Annotated in this window: 19 protein-coding genes; 8 read left to right on the top strand and 11 right to left on the bottom strand. The window is 71.0% G+C overall.

Annotated features, from left to right (window positions below; all coding sequences use genetic code 11):
* Positions 1-164 precede the first annotated feature (164 nt).
* Positions 165-1,481 (top strand): OmpA family protein, encoded by a 1,317-nt coding sequence (locus D2K64_RS11895; protein WP_120008580.1) that lies wholly within the window; start codon positions 165-167, stop codon positions 1,479-1,481.
* A gap of 37 nt (positions 1,482-1,518) precedes the next feature.
* Here D2K64_RS11895 and D2K64_RS11900 read toward each other — a convergent pair whose 3' ends face one another.
* The 3 genes from D2K64_RS11900 to D2K64_RS11910 are packed head-to-tail and all read right to left on the bottom strand — an operon-like array spanning position 1,519 to position 4,342.
* A complete protein-coding gene (locus D2K64_RS11900; RefSeq protein WP_120008581.1) occupies positions 1,519-2,406 on the bottom strand; it encodes a prephenate dehydrogenase/arogenate dehydrogenase family protein in 888 nt (295 codons plus the stop codon).
* A complete protein-coding gene (gene hisC, locus D2K64_RS11905) occupies positions 2,399-3,499 on the bottom strand; it encodes a histidinol-phosphate transaminase (RefSeq protein WP_120008582.1) in 1,101 nt (366 codons plus the stop codon). The genes D2K64_RS11900 and hisC overlap by 8 nt, the downstream gene beginning before the upstream one ends.
* Before the next feature lie 6 nt (positions 3,500-3,505).
* A complete protein-coding gene (locus tag D2K64_RS11910) occupies positions 3,506-4,342 on the bottom strand; it encodes a chorismate mutase (protein ID WP_120008583.1) in 837 nt (278 codons plus the stop codon).
* An 87-nt stretch (positions 4,343-4,429) separates the two neighbouring features.
* Between D2K64_RS11910 and metX the strand changes: the two genes are divergently transcribed.
* Complete coding sequence (metX, locus tag D2K64_RS11915; protein WP_120008584.1) at positions 4,430-5,590, top strand: homoserine O-acetyltransferase MetX; 1,161 nt, start codon at positions 4,430-4,432, stop codon at positions 5,588-5,590.
* Between the two features lie 223 nt (positions 5,591-5,813).
* Here the strand turns inward: metX and D2K64_RS11920 are convergent, their stop codons facing one another.
* Both D2K64_RS11920 and D2K64_RS11925 read right to left on the bottom strand, forming a co-directional pair.
* A complete protein-coding gene (locus tag D2K64_RS11920; protein WP_157985822.1) occupies positions 5,814-7,838 on the bottom strand; it encodes a BTAD domain-containing putative transcriptional regulator in 2,025 nt (674 codons plus the stop codon).
* Between the two features lie 61 nt (positions 7,839-7,899).
* The gene (locus tag D2K64_RS11925) at positions 7,900-8,181 is read right to left on the bottom strand and encodes a hypothetical protein (RefSeq protein ID WP_120008586.1); all 282 of its coding nucleotides are present in this window, start codon (positions 8,179-8,181) and stop codon (positions 7,900-7,902) included.
* A gap of 299 nt (positions 8,182-8,480) precedes the next feature.
* Here D2K64_RS11925 and D2K64_RS11930 point away from each other — a divergent pair, with 299 nt between their 5' ends.
* The 3 genes from D2K64_RS11930 to D2K64_RS11940 all read left to right on the top strand — a co-directional run bounded on the left by D2K64_RS11930 (position 8,481) and on the right by D2K64_RS11940 (position 10,764).
* The gene (locus D2K64_RS11930; protein WP_120008587.1) at positions 8,481-8,720 is read left to right on the top strand and encodes a hypothetical protein; all 240 of its coding nucleotides are present in this window, start codon (positions 8,481-8,483) and stop codon (positions 8,718-8,720) included.
* 61 nt (positions 8,721-8,781) lie between these two features.
* Positions 8,782-9,564, top strand: a complete 783-nt coding sequence (locus tag D2K64_RS11935; protein ID WP_120008588.1) for a DUF6065 family protein — start codon at positions 8,782-8,784, stop codon at positions 9,562-9,564.
* 78 nt (positions 9,565-9,642) lie between these two features.
* Positions 9,643-10,764, top strand: coding sequence for a PA0069 family radical SAM protein (locus D2K64_RS11940; protein ID WP_120008589.1), 1,122 nt, complete (start codon positions 9,643-9,645; stop codon positions 10,762-10,764).
* 4 nt (positions 10,765-10,768) lie between these two features.
* Here the strand turns inward: D2K64_RS11940 and D2K64_RS11945 are convergent, their stop codons facing one another.
* From D2K64_RS11945 to D2K64_RS11955, 3 genes are all read right to left on the bottom strand, one after another.
* Entirely contained in the window at positions 10,769-11,236 is a 468-nt protein-coding gene (locus D2K64_RS11945) for a DUF2214 domain-containing protein (RefSeq protein WP_120008590.1), read from the bottom strand.
* A gap of 6 nt (positions 11,237-11,242) precedes the next feature.
* Entirely contained in the window at positions 11,243-11,629 is a 387-nt protein-coding gene (locus tag D2K64_RS11950) for a DUF6152 family protein (RefSeq protein WP_120008591.1), read from the bottom strand.
* A 94-nt stretch (positions 11,630-11,723) separates the two neighbouring features.
* Positions 11,724-11,960: a CsbD family protein gene (locus tag D2K64_RS11955; protein WP_120008592.1), complete on the bottom strand. Its 237-nt coding sequence runs from the start codon at positions 11,958-11,960 to the stop codon at positions 11,724-11,726.
* A gap of 123 nt (positions 11,961-12,083) precedes the next feature.
* Between D2K64_RS11955 and D2K64_RS11960 the strand changes: the two genes are divergently transcribed.
* Both D2K64_RS11960 and D2K64_RS11965 read left to right on the top strand, forming a co-directional pair.
* Positions 12,084-13,295: a CCA tRNA nucleotidyltransferase gene (locus D2K64_RS11960; RefSeq protein WP_120008643.1), complete on the top strand. Its 1,212-nt coding sequence runs from the start codon at positions 12,084-12,086 to the stop codon at positions 13,293-13,295.
* Between the two features lie 158 nt (positions 13,296-13,453).
* Complete coding sequence (locus D2K64_RS11965; RefSeq protein ID WP_120008593.1) at positions 13,454-14,779, top strand: MFS transporter; 1,326 nt, start codon at positions 13,454-13,456, stop codon at positions 14,777-14,779.
* A 72-nt stretch (positions 14,780-14,851) separates the two neighbouring features.
* Here D2K64_RS11965 and D2K64_RS11970 read toward each other — a convergent pair whose 3' ends face one another.
* Positions 14,852-15,067 carry a hypothetical protein gene (locus D2K64_RS11970; RefSeq protein ID WP_120008594.1) on the bottom strand — a complete coding sequence of 72 codons (216 nt, stop codon included), beginning with the start codon at positions 15,065-15,067 and terminating at the stop codon, positions 14,852-14,854.
* 236 nt (positions 15,068-15,303) lie between these two features.
* Here D2K64_RS11970 and D2K64_RS11975 point away from each other — a divergent pair, with 236 nt between their 5' ends.
* Positions 15,304-17,061: an ABC transporter ATP-binding protein gene (locus D2K64_RS11975; protein ID WP_120008644.1), complete on the top strand. Its 1,758-nt coding sequence runs from the start codon at positions 15,304-15,306 to the stop codon at positions 17,059-17,061.
* A 3-nt stretch (positions 17,062-17,064) separates the two neighbouring features.
* Here D2K64_RS11975 and D2K64_RS11980 read toward each other — a convergent pair whose 3' ends face one another.
* Positions 17,065-17,607, bottom strand: a complete 543-nt coding sequence (locus tag D2K64_RS11980) for a DUF1003 domain-containing protein (RefSeq protein WP_120008595.1) — start codon at positions 17,605-17,607, stop codon at positions 17,065-17,067.
* A gap of 78 nt (positions 17,608-17,685) precedes the next feature.
* Complete coding sequence (locus D2K64_RS11985; RefSeq protein ID WP_120008596.1) at positions 17,686-18,303, bottom strand: flavin reductase family protein; 618 nt, start codon at positions 18,301-18,303, stop codon at positions 17,686-17,688.
* Positions 18,304-18,314: the final 11 nt, after the last annotated feature.

Raw genomic sequence — 18,314 nt, forward strand, 5'->3', positions numbered from 1 at the left:
ATCCCCAGCCTCACAGCGGCCGTTGCGCGCCGTCGGCGCATAAGCGGCCGTGGCTTTCAACTCCAACCGAATTCGGCACCCGTCGTTGCTGAACAAGGCCGTCTGTCGCGGAGCTGGCTTTACCGCGAACATCTCAAGGGGGAAGCGCCATGGAACTTGGTCAAATGGGACCCGCGGGCGGCGGGCGCCGGCACTGGCGCGCGGGCTCGGCCCGGGCCACGGCCGCTCTGTTGTTGGGTGGGCTGCTGGCCGCCGGCTGCAGCGCCGATCCACGGGTGACCGGCATCAACAACACGGCGCCGGTCACGAATCGTGCCGCACCACCCGAAGCTCCGCAGGCGATGCCCCTGGATCAGGCGGTTGCCAGCCTGACCCACCGCCTGCTGGCCCGCGTCCCCGCGCCGGCACAGGGCCGCGCCGGCTCCGGCGAGGGCGCCACCGCGATCGCCATCGACCCCTTCATCGACCAGGGCACCGGCACGGAAACGGAAGCCACCCGCAGCATCGTGGCGAAGATGGTGGAGCGCACGCGCCGCGATCATCCGAACGTCACGCCGCATACCTTCACCCCCGACGCGGTGGCGGAACGGCCCTTGACCCTGCTGGGCAGCATCGCCGCCGCAGCCGAGCAGCCCGGCGGCGCGCATCCCGACGGCTTCCAGATCCAGGCAGTGCTGGCTGACCTGCGTTCGGGGCGGGTGGTGGACAGCGCCACCGCTTGGGTCCGCGCCGAGGACATCGACACCACGCCGGCACCGTTCTTCCGCGACAGCCCGGGCTGGCTGCCGGACACGGCCGCCGCGGCCTATCTGCGCACCACCGCGGCCGGACCGGGCGAGCCGGTGGACCCGCTGTATCTGCAGGGCCTGACCGTGCAGGCGCTTGTCGCCTCCGGCATGGTGGCCTACGAGGCCGGCCAGTACGACGAAGCCTTCAACCGGTATGTCGCGGCCGCGCAACTGCCGGCCGGGGACCAGATGCGCGTCTACAACGGCGTTTATCTGGCCACCCGCGCCCTGGGGCGGCCGGCGGATGCGGAAGCGGCCTTCGGCCGGCTGGTGGAGTTCGGCCTGCGGCACCAGCGGCTGTCGATCCGGTTCCTGTTTCCGCCCGGCTCGACGGCACTGTTGCCCACGGTGGGCTCGCGTGCCACCAACCGCATGTGGATTCGCCAGATCGCGGAACAGGCAGTCGAGCACACCGCCTGCCTGGAGTTGGCGGGGCATGCGAGCCCGACCGGCTCCGCCGCGGCGAATGAACGCCTGTCCCTGGCCCGGGCCGAGGCGCTGAGGGCACGGCTGGTGGCGGCACGGCCGGAACTGCGGGACCGCATCCACGCCGTCGGGTTCGGCGCCCGCTATCCCCTGGTGGGCACCGGTACCGACGACGCCTCCGACGTGCTGGACCGGCGGGTGGAGATTGAGCCGGTGGCGTGCAGCGCCGCCGGCGACACTGCCGGAGCGCGGCCGTCGCCGCGCTGAGCGGGCGCGGCATTGCACGGCCGGACCCGGCCGCCGCTCAGGCCTGCTTGATCTCGATCAGGCTGCGGCGGATCTTGCGGCCACGCCGGATGCGGTCCTCGATGAATTGCGTCTCGTTCCAGCGCACCGCGCGGCCCAGGGCATGTGCGTCCTCCGAGAAGCGCGCCAGCATCTCCAGCAGTGCCTCGCGGTTGTTGACGAAGATGTCGCGCCACATGTCGACGTCGCTGGAGGCGATGCGGGTGAAGTCGCGGAAGCCGGAGGCGGCGAATTTCAGCACCTGCTCGCGGGTTTCCTGCGCCAGGTCGTCGGCGGTGGAGCAGATGGTGAAGGCCAGCAGGTGTGGCAGGTGGGATACGATGGCCACCACCTTGTCATGCGTGGCGGGGTCCATGGTTTCCAGCATCGCCCCGGCGCGGCGCCACAACTCGGCGATCTTCTCCTGCGCGTCGGCCGGCGTTTCGGGCAGCGGCGTCAGGATGACGTAGCGGCCCTGGAACAGCGCGCTGAAGCCGGCATCGGGACCGGAATGCTCGGTGCCGGCCATCGGGTGGGCCGGCGCCAGATGCACGCCCCCGGGTAGCAGCGGCAGCACGTCCCGCAGCACCGAGCCCTTGGTGGAGCCGGTGTCGGAAAGCACCGTGCCGGGCGCCAGGTGTGGCGCGATCTGCCGCATCAGCCCGGCGAAGCTGCCGACCGGGGTGCACAGGATCACGCCATCGCAGCCCTGCACGGCGGTTGCGGCGTCCACCTCGACCACGTCGGCGAGGTCCAGTTCGCGCACCCGGGCCGCGACGCCGACGCCGTGGTCGCAGGCGACCACCGTGCGGGCGATGTCGCCGCGTTCGCGCGCCACGCGGGCAATGGAGGAGCCGATCAGCCCCAGCCCGATCAGGCAGAGGCGCTCGAAGATCGGCTCAGCCATCGGATGGCGCGCCCAGCGCGTCGATCAGCAGCTGGCATTCCTCGGCATTGCCCACGGTGAAGCGCAGCGCCTGGGGCAGGCCGTAGCCGCCCATGCCGCGCACGATCAGGCCGCGCGTCTTCAGCTTCGCGTCGACCGCCCTGGCCGCGCCGGCCGTGCCGAAATCGGCGAGCAGGAAGTTGGCGTGGCTCGGCCAGACGTCACCGCCGGCGGCGCGCAGCGCGGTGGCCAGCCGGCCGCGCCATTCGGTGTTGTGGGCCACCGACTTCTCCACCCAGCCCGGCTCCGCCAGGGCACCGATGGCGGCGGCCATGGAGGCGCTGGCGACGTTGAACGGGCCGCGCACGCGGTTCAGCACATCGATGACGTCGGCGGGCGCGTAGCCCCAGCCGACGCGCATGCCGCCCAGCCCGAACACCTTGGAGAAGGTGCGCAGCATGATCGTGTTGCCGGCCGCATCCACCAGCCCGTGGCCGGGATCGTAGCTGGGTTCGGTAACGTATTCGGCATAGGCGCTGTCCAGCACCAGCAGGATGTCGTCGCGCAGCCCGGCGCGCAGCCGCGCCACCTCGCTGTTGGGCAATAGGGCGCCGGTGGGGTTGTTCGGGTTGGTGAGGAACACGATGCGGGTGCGCGGGCCGGCGGCCGCGATCATCGCGTCGATGTCGGCCACCGTGCCGCCCCCCTCCGGCGCCGGCTTCTCCGCCACCTTCAGCACGCGCGAGCCGATGGCGCGGCCGGAGATGTCGTACATCATGAAGCCATAGGCCGACATGATGAACTCGGTGCCCTCGCCGCCATAGGCCAGGCAGAGCAGCGAGATCAGCTCGTCCGAGCCGTTGCCGGTGACGATGCGGGCCGGGTCGAGCCCGAAGCGGGCGCCCAGCGCCTCGCGCAGCGCCGTGGCGTTGCCATCGGGATAGCGATGCGCCTCCCGCGCCGCGCGCGTAATTGCCTCGATGGCGGCGGGGGGCGGGCCGAAGGCACCCTCATTGGAGGAGAGTTTGATGATCCGGTTGACGCCGGGGATCTTGGACTCGCCGCCGACATAAGGGTCGATCGACAGGATGGAGGGGCGCGGCGCAACACTCATCGCGGTTCATTCTTCCGGCTCGGGCTCGGCATAGCTGCCCAGGATCTGCAGGCGGGGAAATGGCAGGCTGGCCAGGCGCGGCTCGTCTTCCGACAGGAAGCCGGGCACTTCGGCCAGCGCCATCGGCACGGGGGATTCCCGGCGGATCAGCCAGAGCGGCGGCAGCCCGGCGGCGGCCAGGATGGCGGCGATGCGTGGCCGGGTGTGATCGGGCCCGGGCTCGATGCGCAGCAGGCTGCGGTCGCGCCCGGTAGGCTCGGGTGAGAGGGTGGCAACGGCATAGCCTTCTGCCGGCGCGTCGGGCGGCGCCAGGAAGGGCAGGGCGGCCACGACGCGCAGCCGGGGCGCTTCCATCTGCATCCACCAGGCGGGCTCAGGCCGTTCCGCCTCGTCGGGTGCGGGCAGCACGGCCACGGCGGCCTCGCCCCCGGCGACGCAGGCCAGGGCGCGGAACGGCGTGGCCTGCGCGCGGAGCGGCGTCAGCAGGCCGAAATGCGCGCGCGCCAGGCGGGTGGCCACGCCGTCCTCTCCGGCCATGGCGGACACGGCGACGGTGAACTGGCCCTGCTGCGCCAGGGAGGCGGCGATGATCTCGCGCCACAGCCGCACCACGGCGCCGCGCGCCAGCGCACCCTGGTTGCGCCGCAGCAGGCGGCGCAGGATCAGGGCCTCCCGTCCCGGGCGAAAGGTCGGGGCGCTGCCTTTCAGCCGCGCCGAGGCCATGTGCGCCACCAGGTCGGAGCGCCGCATCAGCAGGTCGTGCAGGGCATCGTCGATGCGGTCGATCTCGACGCGCAGGGAGGCCAGGTCGGCGGGCGCCGGAGGGGTGGGTTGGTCGGGCATGGCGGCGGCTCAGCAATAGAACCGCAGGGCTGCCACGCCAAGCACCGCATTTCCGGATGCCGCCGCTTGCTTTAAAGGAAGCCCGCGATGACCGAGGCGAAATCCCCCACCGCCCTGCCCGGGGCTGCCGCCGAACTGCGGCACCAGAGCGCCCATTTTCCTGATGGGCTGGCGCTGGATTGCGGCGCGGTGCTGGCACCCCTCGACGTGGCCTTCCGCACCTATGGCGCGCTGAATGCCGCGCGCAGCAACGCCGTGCTGGTCTGCCACGCCCTGACCGGCGATCAGTACCTGGCCGAGCGCCATCCCGTCACCGGCCGCGGCGGCTGGTGGGAGGCCATTGTCGGGCCCGGCAAGCCGATCGACACCGACCGCTTCTTCGTGATCTGCTCCAACGTGCTGGGCGGCTGCATGGGCACCACCGGCCCGCGGGAGGAGATGCCGGGCGAAGGCCGCCCCTGGGGCACGGATTTCCCGTCGGTCACCATCCGCGACATGGTGCGGGCGCAGAAGAAGCTGGTGGGGCACCTGGGCATTGCCAGGCTGCTGGCGGTGGTAGGCGGCTCGATGGGCGGCATGCAGGTGCTGGAATGGGCCGCGACCTTTCCCGAAATGGTGTTCGCCGCGGCGCCCATCGCCACCGCGCCGCATCATTCGGCACAGAACATCGCCTTCGACGAGGTGGGCCGCGCCGCCATCCATTCCGATCCCGACTGGCGCGGCGGCCGCTACTGGGAGGAGCCGGGGCTGGTGCCGGCCAAGGGCCTGTCCGTGGCGCGCATGGTGGCGCACATCACCTACCTGTCCGAACAGGCGCTGACACGGAAATTCGGCCGCCGCCTGCGCGGCGCATCGGCGCTGACGTTCCTGGAAGACGTGTTCGAGGTGGAAAGCTACCTGCGCCACCAGGGCAGCACCTTTGTGCACCGCTTCGACGCCAATTCCTACCTCACCATCACCCGTGCCATGGATTACTTCGACCTGGCGGCGGAGCATGGCGGCGACCTCGCGGCGGCGTTCCGCGGCACGCAGACGCGGTTCTTCGTGGCCTCCTTTTCGTCCGACTGGCTGTTTCCCACGGAAGAAAGCCGCACCCTGGTGCGGGCGTTGAACCAAGCGGCGGCCAACGTGTCCTTTGTGGAGATCACCTCCGACAAGGGCCATGACGCCTTTCTGCTGGACGAGCCGGAATTCCACGCGGCGCTGGGCGGTTTCCTGCGCGGCGCGGCGGACAAGCTGGGCGTCTGATCCACCTGCTTGGGTGGCGGATCTGCTTGCCGCGGGCCGGCCAGCGGGCGAGCTGTACGAACCCCGTGTCGGCCGTCGGAGCCGCCGCGTGGCACCGGAGGTCGTGGCGCGGCTCGGCATCGCGGCTGGGGCGCGATGGCTCGACGTTGGCTGCGGCACCGGTGCGCTGAGCGGCGCCATCCTGGAGCGTCGCGAGCCGACCCGGAGCGGAGGACGGCGCGGTTCAGCCGAGCCCGGCCAGGCGCAGCCCTTCGGCATAATGCGCCCGGTCGGCGTCCAGCCGCAGCGGCGTCCGGCGCAGCGCCTTGGCGATGTTGAAATCCGGCTCCACCGCCAGCAGCCGGCTCCGCACCGCCGCGGCTTCCGCGGCTTCGCCGAGATGGCCGAGGGCGGACAGATAGGTCTTGTACGGATAACTGAATTGCGGCCGCAGCGCCGTGCTGGCGCGGCCCACCGCCGCCGCGGCCTCGTGCCGGCGCAGCGACAGCAGCGGGATGCCGCGCGCCGCGTCGAAGAAGAAGGCGTGCGGGTGGCATGGCGACAGCGCGGCATAGCGGTCGAGTTGCGCCAGCGCCGCTTCGTGCCTCCCACGATAGCTCTCCGCCATGCCGGAGAACACCCATGCCATGGCCAGATTCGGGTTCAGCGCCAGGGCACGGGCATGCAGCGCCGCCGCCACCTCCACCTCATGGTGCAGAAAGGCGCGCACATGGCCGTGTACGGTAAGGGCCTGGGCATCCAGCGGGTCCAGCGCGCTGGCATGGCGGGCCAGCCGCTCTGCCTCCCGCGTGCTGTCCGCCTCGTCCGTTGCCCAGCCCTGGCCCACCAGGAACAGGTGCCAATAGGCGTGCCAGGCATGCGCCTGGGCGTAGTCGGGCTCCAGCGCCGTCGCCTCGGCCAGCCACCGCCCGGCCTGCAGGAAGCTGCCGCGGTCGAGGCGGTGGATCGCCGGAATGGCGCGCAGCAGCAGGTCGTAGGCGCCGCTCTGCGCCGGGCGGGCCACAGCGCGATGCGCCTCGATCAACAGGATCTCGGGATCGATGCGCGCCACCACGGCGGCGGCGATCTCGTCCTGCAGGGCCAGCAGGTCGCCGGCCGGGCGATCGAAGCGCTGGCTCCAGACCAGTTCGCCGGCTTCGCGCAGATCCGCCAGCCGCAGCGTGATCCGCAGCGTGTCGCCGCCGCGCTGCACGGTGCCGCTCAGCAGGTAGTCGAGGCGCAGGGCACGCGCCGCCGCCTCCACCCCGTCGCGCTCGGCCAGTCCGGCCAGCGAGGTGGTGTCGGCCACAAACATCCAGCGGAAGCGGGCCAGGGCGGCGCCGGTTTCCTCGGCCAGGCCGGTGCCGAGATGCGGCGCCACGCCCTCTCCCAGCGGCACCAGGGACACGATGCCGAGGCGGGTGCCGCGCTGCGCGGGCCGGGGCGGGGCGGGGGTGGAAAGCGCCTGTGGCGCGGCCTCGCTGCGCAGCGCCTCGGCCAGCGCTTCCGTTTCGGCGGAGGGCGCGATGCCGAAGCGCCGGCTCATCAGGTCGCGGCAGGCCTGGTAGGCCGCATAGGCGCCGGCGCGGTCGCCGCGGTCGAGCCGCAGCCGGATCAGCGCGCGCCAGCCGGCCTCGCGCGCCGGATCGATCCGCAGCAGCCGCTCCGCCGCGTCCAGCGCCGTATCGGGGGTTGTGGCCGCGTCCAGCAGCGCGGCGGCCCGGCCCGCGGCGGCGTCGCGCAGGGCGTCGCGCTGTTCCGCCAGCCAGGCATCAAAGGCCGGGTCCAGATCCTCGAGGTCGGGCAGCAGGGGCGCGCACAACAGGTCCAGCGCCGCGGCGGAAGCATCGGGGCGGCGCACCGCCGCCGCGTCCACCCAGATCGGGCCGGCCTGCAGCAGCAGGCTGTCCCGGCCCGCCTGCAGCAGCGGTGCGCCCGCCGGTGCCGCCGCGGGGGCCAGTGTTGCCTGCAATTCATGCAGCGCCTGGCGCAGCGAGCCGCGCTGCTGCTCGGCGCCCCGCCGCGACCAGAGCAGATCGGCGAGAACGCTGCGCGGCACCGGCCGGCCGAGCGACAGGGCCAGCACCGCCAGTAGGCCGCGTGCCTTGCGCGAGCGCGGCAGCACCGGCTGGCTCGACAGCGCCCAGGCCTCCATCGGGCCGATCAGCCCCAGGCGAAGAAGCGGACCCGTGGGCGGAACCTCCGCCCACGGTGCCTCGGGCCCGGGAATTTTCCCCGGCCCGACCTCGACCCACTGCATTCCGACCATGCAGCAAGCCTAGCTCATGCAACGCCGCTGTCACCTGCCGAAGCGGCAGGGGCGAACGTCATCAATCCTGGTCATCGTCGAGCAGCAGGTTACCGTTGCCGAGCAGCGGCTCGGCGGCGCGCAGCGCGTCCCGCAGGCGGCGTTCGGCGCGCATCAGGTCGAACTCGATGAAGTCCCGGTCGATCGCCTCGGCGAGATCGTCCGGCGCCCGGTCCAGCCGCGCCTGCAAGGCCCGGGCGCGTTCGCGATGCAGCATCAGGCGCCGCGCCGCGGCATAGACCTGCATCAAACCGTCCATCCCTTGGCGGGACTGCGCCGGGTTCTGCAGGGTGCTGGTCATCATCAGGCGGTCTCACTGTGGTTTCCAATCTGTTGCTGCAGCTTAGCGGCGCATCATTCGCTTTTCGCGTGAACGCGGATCCGACATCGTCAACGCTGCGTTAAATCCAGCGTCCTGCCGAAACATTAGTCGAAAGAAAAAAGTCCTTGCATTCATCAAGAATAGGATTAAAAGCCGCTCGGCCAAGGGCGGAGCCGTGCCCTGGCCATATCCCTAACGCCGCGCGCCACGAGATGCCCCGGATCCTGCCCAGGATGCCGGGGCATCGTGCTTTGGCCGCGTTCTTTCGCGGAGTTGCTTCCATGCTGTTCCCCAACATCGCCCGTGAGGGCCTGGTGCAGGATGCCGTCACCGATCCAGGCCGGGTGCGCTTCGGCGCCGGCATGCGGGCCCCCGCTCTGCGCCCGGCGGTGCCGCCCGGCGCTGTGCCAGCGGTTCCGCGCGGCGCCCCGGTTCCGTTGCCAGCCGTGGCGGTGCTGCCGGTGGCGTCAGTGACGGATGCCGATCGCGTCCGCTTCGGCGCCGGCATGCGCCGCTTCTGAGTGCCAGGGCCGGGGTCAGCCGACCCCGGCCTTTCCGCTTCCTCCAGCTCGGACCGCCCGCATGGCCAATGCTGTCCCCTGCGTCACCTTTCACCGCATGATCGACACCGCGCCGTTACCGGTGCGGGCCGACCGCGCCGGGCTGGGCAGCCTGCCGATCCGTGCCATGCGGCATTGCGACGCGGTGGCGAGCGCCGCCGGCTATGGCTGGCACCTTCACGCACCGATGGATTTCGAATTGTTCTGGGATGGCGCGCAAATCTGGTGGCATTGCGAGGGGCTGGAGAACTGGATGCCGCTGGGCGCCGCGCAGTTTCCGCATTTCGCCGCGCGCTTCGACGGCGCCGCGCCGGAGAATGTGCGCGGCTACGCACCGCCCTTCCTGACGGCGTTGCAGGAGCCGGGCGTGGTGCAGATGTGGACCGGCCTTGCCGCGCGCACCGCGCCGGGCTGGAGCCTGTTGCTGCGGCCCCTGGCCAATGTGCCGCGTCATCCGGCCTATGAGCCCTATGAAGGGCTGGTGGAGGCCGATCACTGGTTCGGCCCGCTGTTCACCAATATCCGGCTGACCCGCACTGGCCTGCCGATTGGGTTCCGCCGGGCCGAGCCGTTGCTGCAGGCGCAGCCGGTGCCGCAGATCGCCTATTCCGACGCGGTGCTGTCCGGCGCCGCCCACACCGATTCGCTGGATGGACTGAGCGCGGCTGATTGGAGCGATTATCACCGCAACATCGTGGTGCCGAACCAGGAGCATGAACATCGCCCCGGCCGCTATGCCGCCGAGGCGCGCCGGCGCCGCAAAGGCGGCGGCTGTCCGTTTCAAGCGCGGGCCGTCGCGGCCTGAGCTTGGGTGTTCTTTCTCTGTTCTTGACTTGAAGCCGTCGATCCCGGCAGTGTCCTCCTGAACGAAGGGGGAACAGCGATGCCGGATGGAAGCCTGAGCACCACCGCCTGCGCCCTGTTGGAAGGCGCACGCAAGGGTCGTGGCGCCACAACCAATCCCCCGGTGCGCTTCGACCGCCTCTCGGCCGAGGCCTTCGATGATGGCTGGCAGACGCTGGAAGACAGCTTCGCAGCCCTGCCGCCGCTGCCCACCACCCTGACGCGGGATTCGGCGCGCAGCATCATCGCCTGGAACAAATCCCCCGACATTGGCTTCGACCGCGCGGTGAACCCGTATCGCGGCTGCGAGCATGGCTGCATCTACTGCTATGCCCGGCCCAGCCACGCCTATCTTGGCCTGTCGCCGGGGCTCGATTTCGAAACCCAGCTCATGTTCAAGCCGGAAGCGGCGGCGCTGCTGGAGAAGGAACTGCGCAAGCCCGGTTACGAGGTGCGGCCCATCGCCATCGGCTCCAACACCGATCCCTACCAGCCGGTGGAACGCCAGCTGAAGCTGACCCGCGCCGTGCTGGAGGTGCTGGAGCGTTTCGGCCATCCCGCCACCATCGTCACCAAATCGGCCGGCGTGCTGCGCGATCTCGATATTCTACGGCGCATGGCGGCACGCAACCTCATCCGCGTCTGCTTGTCCATCACCACGCTGGACCCGAAGCTGGCCCGCATCCTGGAGCCGCGCGCCGCCTCGCCCGAGCGGCGGTTGCAGGCGGTGCGCGACCTGACCGCCGCCGGCGTGCCCACCGCCGTGTTGGCCGCGCCGATGATCCCGGCCGTCAACGACATGGAGCTGGAGCGCATCCTGGAGCGCGCCGCCAGCGCCGGCGCCACCCGGGCCGGCTACGTGCTGCTGCGCCTTCCGCTGGAAATCGCCGGGCTGTTCGAGGCCTGGCTCCGCACGCACATGCCGGACCGGGCTCAGCGAGTGCTGGCGCTGGTGCGGCAGACCCGCGGCGGCAAGCTTTATGATGGCGATTTCGCCCAGCGGATGACCGGCAGCGGTGCCTATGCCGAGGTGCTGGCCAACCGGTTCCGCGTGGCCGCGCGGCGTCTCGGCTTCGAGCGCTGGGGGCAGGTGGCGCTGGATTGCGGCCAGTTCTCCGTGCCGGCGGAGGCCGGAACGCGGCAACAATTGTCGCTGTTCTGAACGGCTACTGCAGGAAGCCAATCCACCGGCCGGCCAGCACGGCGCCCACCCAGCAGGCCAGCGACAGGACGGCTGCGACCTTCAGCCGCATGTCGACCGCGCCGCCGGCCATAGCGGTCCGCCACGCGGCGGCCCGGTGCAGCGCCAGGGCGTTCAGCGCGCCCAGTGCCACCAGGCCCAGCTTCAGCAAGAAAGCCGGATTGCCGAGATAGGCCTGCGGGCGCGTGCTGAACAACAGGAAGCCGGTCACCGCCGCCAGCGTCAGCCCGCCGGCCGCCATGCGCCGGAGCGGCGGCGCCAGAAGCGATACCGGCTGCGCCCGGAACATCCCCAGCATCCGCAGGTCCAGCGTCGCGATGGCGCCGAACAGCATGCCGAGGCCCAGGATGTGCGCGGCGTTGACCAACGGATAGGCGATGGCGGAGCGTCGGATCAGCGCCGCCACCGGCCACTCGGCCAGTGCCTGCCACACAGGGCGTCAGCCGCCGCGGATGCGGTCGGGATAGATGTCGTAGCGCTGCCCGCGCACGGAAATGCGGACGGCCTTGATCCGCTTCTCGCCCGCGTCGCGCGAGCGGTTGCCCAGCGCCGTCACCGGATCCCCAGCCTTGGCGGAATCCTCGGTGAAGCCGGCGCGGCGGGTTTGCGAGGGGTTGCCCAGCTCCACGGTCCAGAAGCCGTCCTGCGCCTCGACCTGCAGCCTCGGATGCGGCTGGCCGATATACACTTCGCGAATCGTGCCGGTCAGTTCGACTTGGTCCGCCTCGGCCCAGGACCACCCGTGATGGGCGGCGGCGCCGGAGGCGACGAGAACAAGCGCCGCGGCCAGGAAGCCGGCGCGGCGGCGGCGAGGGAAGGGTCGCATGTGGCGGTTCCTGCCTGGTTCCGGATGAATTGCAGGTAAGGATCGGCCGCGCGAAATCCAGGGGCGGGGCCTGCCTCAGCCCCGCCTGACAGCCTCACAGGATGCGCAGGCGGCCCAGGATGTAGCCGATGCCGGCCGCGATCGCGAGCGAGGTCAGCGGCTGCTCCCGGACGTTGTCGCAAAGCTGGCCGACCACGTTCTCGGCCGTGCCGGCGCCCTGGTTGTACATGCCGCGGGCGCGGTAGTCGTCATTGTCGGTCAGGACGCCTGCGGCCTCCTGCGCCTTGCCAAGGCCTTCGCGCGCGGCGCCGGTGACGCGGTTCTCGTCCATCGGAATCTCTCCTGTTCTTTAGTGCCGCTCAGGCTTCCGGGCGGCATGTCCGGCAAACGTCGCAGCCGCAGTTTGGATGCGTGGTTGCGTCGCGCCGTCGCCCATGCTGGCTTGCCGCCGCCCATGAGCCTCGAGCCCGATCCGCCCGCCGCCCGCATCGATCCTCCCGCCTGGCTGCGCGCCGGCGCCCCGGCCGCCGTGCTGGCGGCGCTGCCGAACAGCCGGGCGGTGGGTGGCGCCGTGCGGGACGCGCTGGCTGGCCGGCCGGTGCATGACGTCGACGTCGCCGCGCCGTTGCCGCCCGAGGCCGTCGCCGCCCGCCTGCGCGCGGCCGGCCTCAAGGTGTTCGAGACCGGATTGCAGCACGGCACCGTCACCGCCGTGCTCGACCACGAGCCGGTGGAGGTCACCAGTCTGCGCCGCGACCTGGCCACGGATGGCCGCCACGCCACCGTCTCCTGGACCGAGAACTGGCGCGAGGATGCCGCCCGCCGCGATTTCACCATTAATGCCTTGTCCCTCGATGCCGAAGGGCGGCTCTGGGATTACTTTGGCGGCCGCGCCGATCTGGCCGCCGGGCGTGTCCGCTTCGTCGGGGATGCCGCGACCCGGCTGGCCGAGGACTACCTGCGGCTGCTGCGTTTCTTCCGCTTCCAGGCGCGCTACGGCCGCGGCGAACCCGATGCGGCGGCCATGGCGGCGATCCGTGCCGCGGTGCCGGGCCTCGCGCGGCTTTCCGCCGAACGCGTCTGGATGGAGTTGAAACGGCTGCTGGAGGCACCCGACCCGGTGCCGTCCCTGGCGCTGATGCGGGAGACGGGCGTGCTCGGCGCGGTGCTGCCCGAGGCGCGGAGCCTGCCGCCCCTGGCGCGCCTGGGCGAGGCCGATCCGCTGCTGCGCTTCGCGGTCCTGCTCGGCGCCGGCGGCTCGCAGCCGGCGGGGGATGCGGAGGCGGTGGCGCGGCGGCTGCGCCTGTCGGGCGAGGAAGCCCGGCGGTTGCGCGGCCTCCTGTCCACCCCGCCGCCCGATCCTGACCTGGCGGGCGCGGATCTGCGCCGCTGGCTGGCCGATGTTCCGCCTGAAGCCGCGCGGGATGCCGCCCGCGCCGCCGAGGCCGCCGATGGGCGGGACCGCGCCGGCCTGCGCGGCCGCGTCGCCGCCACGCCGCGTCCGGTGTTTCCTTTGCAGGGGCGCGACGCGCTGGCCCTGGGCCTGCCGGCCGGCCCGGCGGTGGGCAGGGCGCTGGCGGCGACGCGCCGCTGGTGGTGGGACGGCGGCTGCACCGCCCCGGCCGAATCCTGCCGGGAGGCGCTGAAACGCTTCGCCACGAGCTGAAACGGCGCTTTGGGATCGTTCTCAGACCTGATCTGACCGCATTGCTGCGTCACCCAATGAATGCTCCTGCCGCCGGGGCCAGAGACCTAAAGTTGCGGCAAGACTGCCCGACACGAAAGGAACAGTGTGCGGGCCCGCAGCATGGATTGGCCCGAAGCATGAGCGAGCACAGCGCATCCCGACCGCATCAACGCCTGACCCGGCAGGATCTGCGCACGCTGGTCCTGGCCTCCCTCGGCGGGGCCCTGGAATTCTACGACTTCATCATCTTCGTTTTCTTCGCGGCGGCGATCAGCCACCTGTTCTTTCCGCCCGGCATGCCGGACTGGCTGCAGCAGATCCAGACTTTCGGCATCTTCGCCGCCGGCTATCTGGCCCGCCCGCTGGGGGGGCTGATCATGGCGCATTTCGGCGACAAGCTCGGCCGCAAGCGCATGTTCACCTTCTCCATCTTCCTGATGGCGGTGCCGACGCTGCTGATCGGCCTGACGCCGACCTACGAGACGCTGGGCTATGCCGCGCCCATCCTGCTGCTGCTCTTCCGCATGATGCAGGGCGCAGCGATCGGCGGAGAAGGGCCGGGCGCCTGGGTGTTTGTTTCCGAACACGTGCCGCCGCACCGGGTCGGCCTCGCCGTCGGCATGCTGACCAGCGGCCTGACGGGCGGCATCATGCTGGGCTCGCTGATGGCCACGGCCATCAACACCGCCTTCACCCCCGCCGAGGTTTCTGCCTGGGCCTGGCGCATCGCCTTCCTGGTGGGCGGCGTGTTCGGCTTCCTCGCCATGTACCTGCGGCGCTTCCTGCATGAGACGCCGGTGTTCGAGGAGATGCGCCGCCGCGCCGGCCTGACCCGCGACCTGCCGATCAAGCAGGTGCTGCGCGGCCATGGCCGCGGCGTGGTCGTCTCGATGCTGGTGACCTGGATGCTGACCGCTGCCATCGTGGTGGTGATCCTGATGACGCCGACGTTGCTGCAGAAACTGCACGGCTTCACCGCGGCCGAGACGCTGCGCGGCAATCTCGCCGCCACCTTTGCGCTCACCGTGTCCGCCATGCTGGTCGGCGCGTTGCTGGACCGCTTCGGCAGCGTAAAGGTCGGCGTCACCGGCAGCGTGGCGCTGATCGCCGCCACCTACGGGCTCTACACCGGCGTGGCCACGCGACCCGATCTGCTGGTGCCGCTCTATGCGGTGGCCGGCGCCACCATCGGCGTCATCGCCGTGGTGCCTTACGTCATGATCCACAGCTTTCCTGCGCCGATCCGCTTCAGCGGCGTCTCCTTCAGCTACAACATGGCCTACGCCATTTTTGGCGGGCTGACGCCGCTGCTGGTGTCCGGCCTCGTGGCAGTGGATCGGCTGGGCCCGGCCCATTACGTGGCGGCGGTGGCGCTGATCGGCCTCGTGACGCTGGTGGCCAACGCCCGTGCCATGCCGGGCCTCAGTGCCGTTCCGGCAGGAGCGGAGAACGCCGCGCGCTGAACCCTGGCGGCGGAACATGAAAAAGGGCGCCACCCCGGCCGGGATGGCGCCCTTTTCAGGATCGCGGCCGGTTCAGTCTGCCATGCCGGTGGTCACGGCATCCTTGCTGAAATGCCCGCACCAGTCTGACGAGGACACCACGGGCCAGAGGCCATGGGCCTCGGCGCTCGGCTGGGTCACCGGCGGATTGTAGCGGCAAAGCCCCTCATCGCCCCCCGCCTTGGCGGCGTGGTTGTCGAAGAACTTGCACTTGGTGCAGGCGGCATCGGTGCTGTCAGCGAACGACATGTTATCGCCTCCTGGGCAAGGGTTGTGACTGTATAGCGCACAGTAAGCGACTGCGTTTCAAGAAATCGAATCCCGTTGTTGTGGGAAATTCTGCGACTTATTTGCAGGTAGCGAGTAATAATAATCATTCTCAGCTCGCTGTTGCTGTTCCAGCCGTGGCGCACGGAGGAGAGCCTGCCCTGCCGAGGGGAATGGGCCGGCTTCCCCGCCGGCGCGATCCGCATTATGCGCCGCGCATGGCCGCAGTTCTTCCGCCTCCCGAAACTACCCGCGCCCTGATCGCCCGGCTGTGGCGCCACTACGTGCGGCACCATCGCAGCGGCATTCTCGCGGCGCTGCTCTGCACGGCGGCGCTGGCCGGCTTCACCGCGCTCTACCCCGTGGTGATCCAGCAGGCCTTCGACCTGTTCACCGCGGGCGACGAGCGCATCGTCTGGCTGGTGCCGCCGGTGATCATCGTCATCACCGCGCTGAAATCCGCGGCGCAGTATGGCCAGGCGGTGTCGGTGCAGGCGGTGGTGCTGCGCGTCATTGAGCGGCTGCAGAACGACCTGTTCCGTGCCTATACCCGCGCCGACCTGGCGCAGGTGGCGCTGGAAGCACCGGCCCGCGCCGCCGCTCGCTTCACCGCGGACGCCCAGGCGATCCGCGAGGCGCTGACCAAGGCGATCAACGCGCTGGCCGACGGGCTCACGGTGATCGGCCTCGCCGCCTCGATGATCTGGCTGGACTGGCACATGAGCCTGATCCTGGCCTTCCTGTATCCCATCGCCGTGGTGCCGGTGACGAGGCTCGGCAAGCGCATCCGCCGTGCCTCGGGCGGCATGCAGGAGCGGGTGGGGGAAACGGCGGCGATGCTGACGGAAAGCTTCTCCGCCGCCCGCGTGGTGCGCAGCTACGGGCTGGAGGAACAGGAGGAGCGTCGCGCCGCCGGCGCCTTCGCCGATCTGCGCCGGGCGCTCTCCGGCATTGCCCGGACCCGCTCGAAGCTGGACCCGATCCTGGAGGCGCTGGGCGGCGTCGCGGTGGCCGGGGTGCTGGCCTTCGTCGGCTGGAAGGTGTCCACCGGGCGCGGCACGGTGGGCGAGTTCACCGGCTTCATCACCGCGCTGCTGATGGCAACCCGGCCGATGCGCTCGCTCGGCTCGCTCAACGCGGCCCTGCAGGAGGGCTTCGGCGGCCTGATCCGGGTGTTCGCGGTGATCGACCGGCAGCCCGCCATCGCCGCCCCGGCCGGCGCGCGCGACCTGCCGCCGGGACCGGGCCGGGTCCGCTTCGAGGGGGTGGGCTTTCAATACGAGGGTACCCAGGCGGCGCTGTCCGGCCTCAGCTTCACCGCCGAGCCGGGGGAAACGGTGGCCCTGGTCGGCCCGTCCGGTGCCGGCAAATCCACCGCGCTCGCGCTGCTGCCGCGGCTCTATGACGTGACCGCCGGCCGCATCACCCTGGATGGCGCGGATATCCGTGAGGTGTCGCTGGAAAGCCTGCGCGCCGCCATGGCCTATGTCGGGCAGGACGCGGTGATCTTCGACGACACGGCGCGGGCCAACATCGCCTGTGGCCGCCCCGGCGCCACCCGGCAGGAGGTGGAGGACGCCGCCCGCGCCGCCGCCGCCCACGGCTTCATCTCCGCCCTGCCGCAGGGCTACGACACCGTGTTGGGCTCGGGCGGCTCGCGCCTGTCGGGCGGGCAGCGGCAACGCATCGCCCTGGCCCGCGCGCTGCTGCGCAACCCGCGCGTGCTGTTGCTGGACGAGGCCACCAGCGCCCTGGATGCCGAGAACGAGGCCGCCATCGGCCGCGCGCTGGAACGGCTGCGCCACGGCCGCACCACCCTGGTGGTGGCGCACCGCCTCGCCACGGTGAAGGAGGCCGACCGCATCGTGGTGATGGAGGAGGGGCGCGCCACCGAAAGCGGTCGGCACCCGGAGCTGATGGGCACCGACGGGCTCTATGCCCGGATGGTGCGCACCCAGGCCTTCGCGGTGGAATAATGGTCAGCCTTTCCCCTGCTGCGCCTGGATGGCGTCCAGCACCGCCTCGGGCGCGATGTCCTTCTGGACCTCGCGCAGTTCCGGATCGCCGGCGACAGGGATGTCGAGGCGCTCGGCGATGGCCACCACAGTTTCCGCCAGCTTGGTCAGCTCGTGCTCGGTCAGCAGGCTGATCTGCAGGTCCAGGTCGGCGCGCTGGTCGGCCGCCGCCGCCATGCGGTTCTGGCTGATCAGCACAAAGGTGGACAGAAAGATCGCCTCCACCGAGGCCACCATGGCCAGCACCACGAAGGAAGGGTCGAAGCGTGGCACGCCGGGCACCACGCCCAGGTTCACCAGGATCCAGGCAGTGTACAGCGCCAGGTGCAGGTACACGAAGCGCATGCTGCCGGTGAAGCCGGTGATGGCATCGGCCACCCGGTCCTGCAGGGTGGCGCGGGCGGCCTGCTGCCGCCGGCGTGCCTCCAGCGCCTTGATGTTGCGGCGGAGCGAATGGCTCAGCCGGTCCGGCCGCGGCGGCTGGACGGTGGGGCTCGGGGATGTCACGCAACGCACCTCTGCGGGGGTCCCGCTGTTCGGGTCATCACCCGATGAAAGCGGCGCCCCGCGATGCAGTTGCCCTGTTCAGCGCGGCCGCTGCATGTCGAAGCGGTTCTCCGGCCCGATCGCGGCATAGGCGGAGGGCCCCCCGGCGCGCAGGATCACCCCGGCGGCGAAGGTGTCGAAGATGCCATCCTTCAGCAGCCGCTTGTCGATGTGGACGCCGACCACCTCGCCGATCACCAGCCAGCCCTGCGCCGGGCGGCCGTCATGGCCCTTGAGCTGGAGGATGTCGCTGACCTTGCATTCGAAGGACACCGGGCTCTCCGCCACGCGCGGCACGGCGATGGTGCGCGACGGCACCGGGGTCAGCCCGGCCAGCTCGAACTCGCTGCGGCCATAGGGAACTGGGGCGCAGGTGGCGTTCATCGCCTCGGCCAGGTCGCGCGTCGCCAGGCTCCAGCCGAACTCGCCGGTCTCTCGGGCGTTGCGCAGGCTGTCCTTCTCGCCCGTGGAGGAGAAGCCCACGATTGGCGGGTGGTAGCTGAAGGCGTTGAAGAAGCTGTAGGGCGCCAGGTTCAGCGAGCCGTCGGCGCCGCGCGTCGAGATCCAGCCGATCGGGCGGGGCCCGACCATGGCGTTGAACGGATCATGCGGCAGGCCATGGCCCTTGGCGGGTTCATAGAAGTGGATGTCGGCCATGCCGTCGCTCC

The organism is Teichococcus vastitatis (assembly GCF_003604215.1).
GTDB classification, from domain to species: Bacteria; Pseudomonadota; Alphaproteobacteria; order Acetobacterales; family Acetobacteraceae; genus Pseudoroseomonas; species Pseudoroseomonas vastitatis.

What these genes read in the sequence shown, in the direction of transcription:
- D2K64_RS11935 (WP_120008588.1), top strand. Translation starts at nt 8,782, where the DNA reads ATGGCCAATGCTGTCCCCTGCGTCACCTTTCACCGCATGATCGACACC.
- D2K64_RS11955 (WP_120008592.1), bottom strand. Translation starts at nt 11,960, where the DNA reads ATGGACGAGAACCGCGTCACCGGCGCCGCGCGCGAAGGCCTTGGCAAG.
- D2K64_RS11975 (WP_120008644.1), top strand. Translation starts at nt 15,304, where the DNA reads ATGGCCGCAGTTCTTCCGCCTCCCGAAACTACCCGCGCCCTGATCGCC.
- D2K64_RS11925 (WP_120008586.1), bottom strand. Translation starts at nt 8,181, where the DNA reads ATGATGACCAGCACCCTGCAGAACCCGGCGCAGTCCCGCCAAGGGATG.
- metX (WP_120008584.1), top strand. Translation starts at nt 4,430, where the DNA reads ATGACCGAGGCGAAATCCCCCACCGCCCTGCCCGGGGCTGCCGCCGAA.
- D2K64_RS11930 (WP_120008587.1), top strand. Translation starts at nt 8,481, where the DNA reads ATGCTGTTCCCCAACATCGCCCGTGAGGGCCTGGTGCAGGATGCCGTC.
- D2K64_RS11960 (WP_120008643.1), top strand. Translation starts at nt 12,084, where the DNA reads ATGAGCCTCGAGCCCGATCCGCCCGCCGCCCGCATCGATCCTCCCGCC.
- D2K64_RS11970 (WP_120008594.1), bottom strand. Translation starts at nt 15,067, where the DNA reads ATGTCGTTCGCTGACAGCACCGATGCCGCCTGCACCAAGTGCAAGTTC.
- D2K64_RS11965 (WP_120008593.1), top strand. Translation starts at nt 13,454, where the DNA reads ATGAGCGAGCACAGCGCATCCCGACCGCATCAACGCCTGACCCGGCAG.
- D2K64_RS11900 (WP_120008581.1), bottom strand. Translation starts at nt 2,406, where the DNA reads ATGGCTGAGCCGATCTTCGAGCGCCTCTGCCTGATCGGGCTGGGGCTG.
- D2K64_RS11940 (WP_120008589.1), top strand. Translation starts at nt 9,643, where the DNA reads ATGCCGGATGGAAGCCTGAGCACCACCGCCTGCGCCCTGTTGGAAGGC.
- D2K64_RS11910 (WP_120008583.1), bottom strand. Translation starts at nt 4,342, where the DNA reads ATGCCCGACCAACCCACCCCTCCGGCGCCCGCCGACCTGGCCTCCCTG.
- D2K64_RS11950 (WP_120008591.1), bottom strand. Translation starts at nt 11,629, where the DNA reads ATGCGACCCTTCCCTCGCCGCCGCCGCGCCGGCTTCCTGGCCGCGGCG.
- D2K64_RS11895 (WP_120008580.1), top strand. Translation starts at nt 165, where the DNA reads ATGGGACCCGCGGGCGGCGGGCGCCGGCACTGGCGCGCGGGCTCGGCC.
- hisC (WP_120008582.1), bottom strand. Translation starts at nt 3,499, where the DNA reads ATGAGTGTTGCGCCGCGCCCCTCCATCCTGTCGATCGACCCTTATGTC.
- D2K64_RS11985 (WP_120008596.1), bottom strand. Translation starts at nt 18,303, where the DNA reads ATGGCCGACATCCACTTCTATGAACCCGCCAAGGGCCATGGCCTGCCG.
- D2K64_RS11920 (WP_157985822.1), bottom strand. Translation starts at nt 7,838, where the DNA reads ATGGTCGGAATGCAGTGGGTCGAGGTCGGGCCGGGGAAAATTCCCGGG.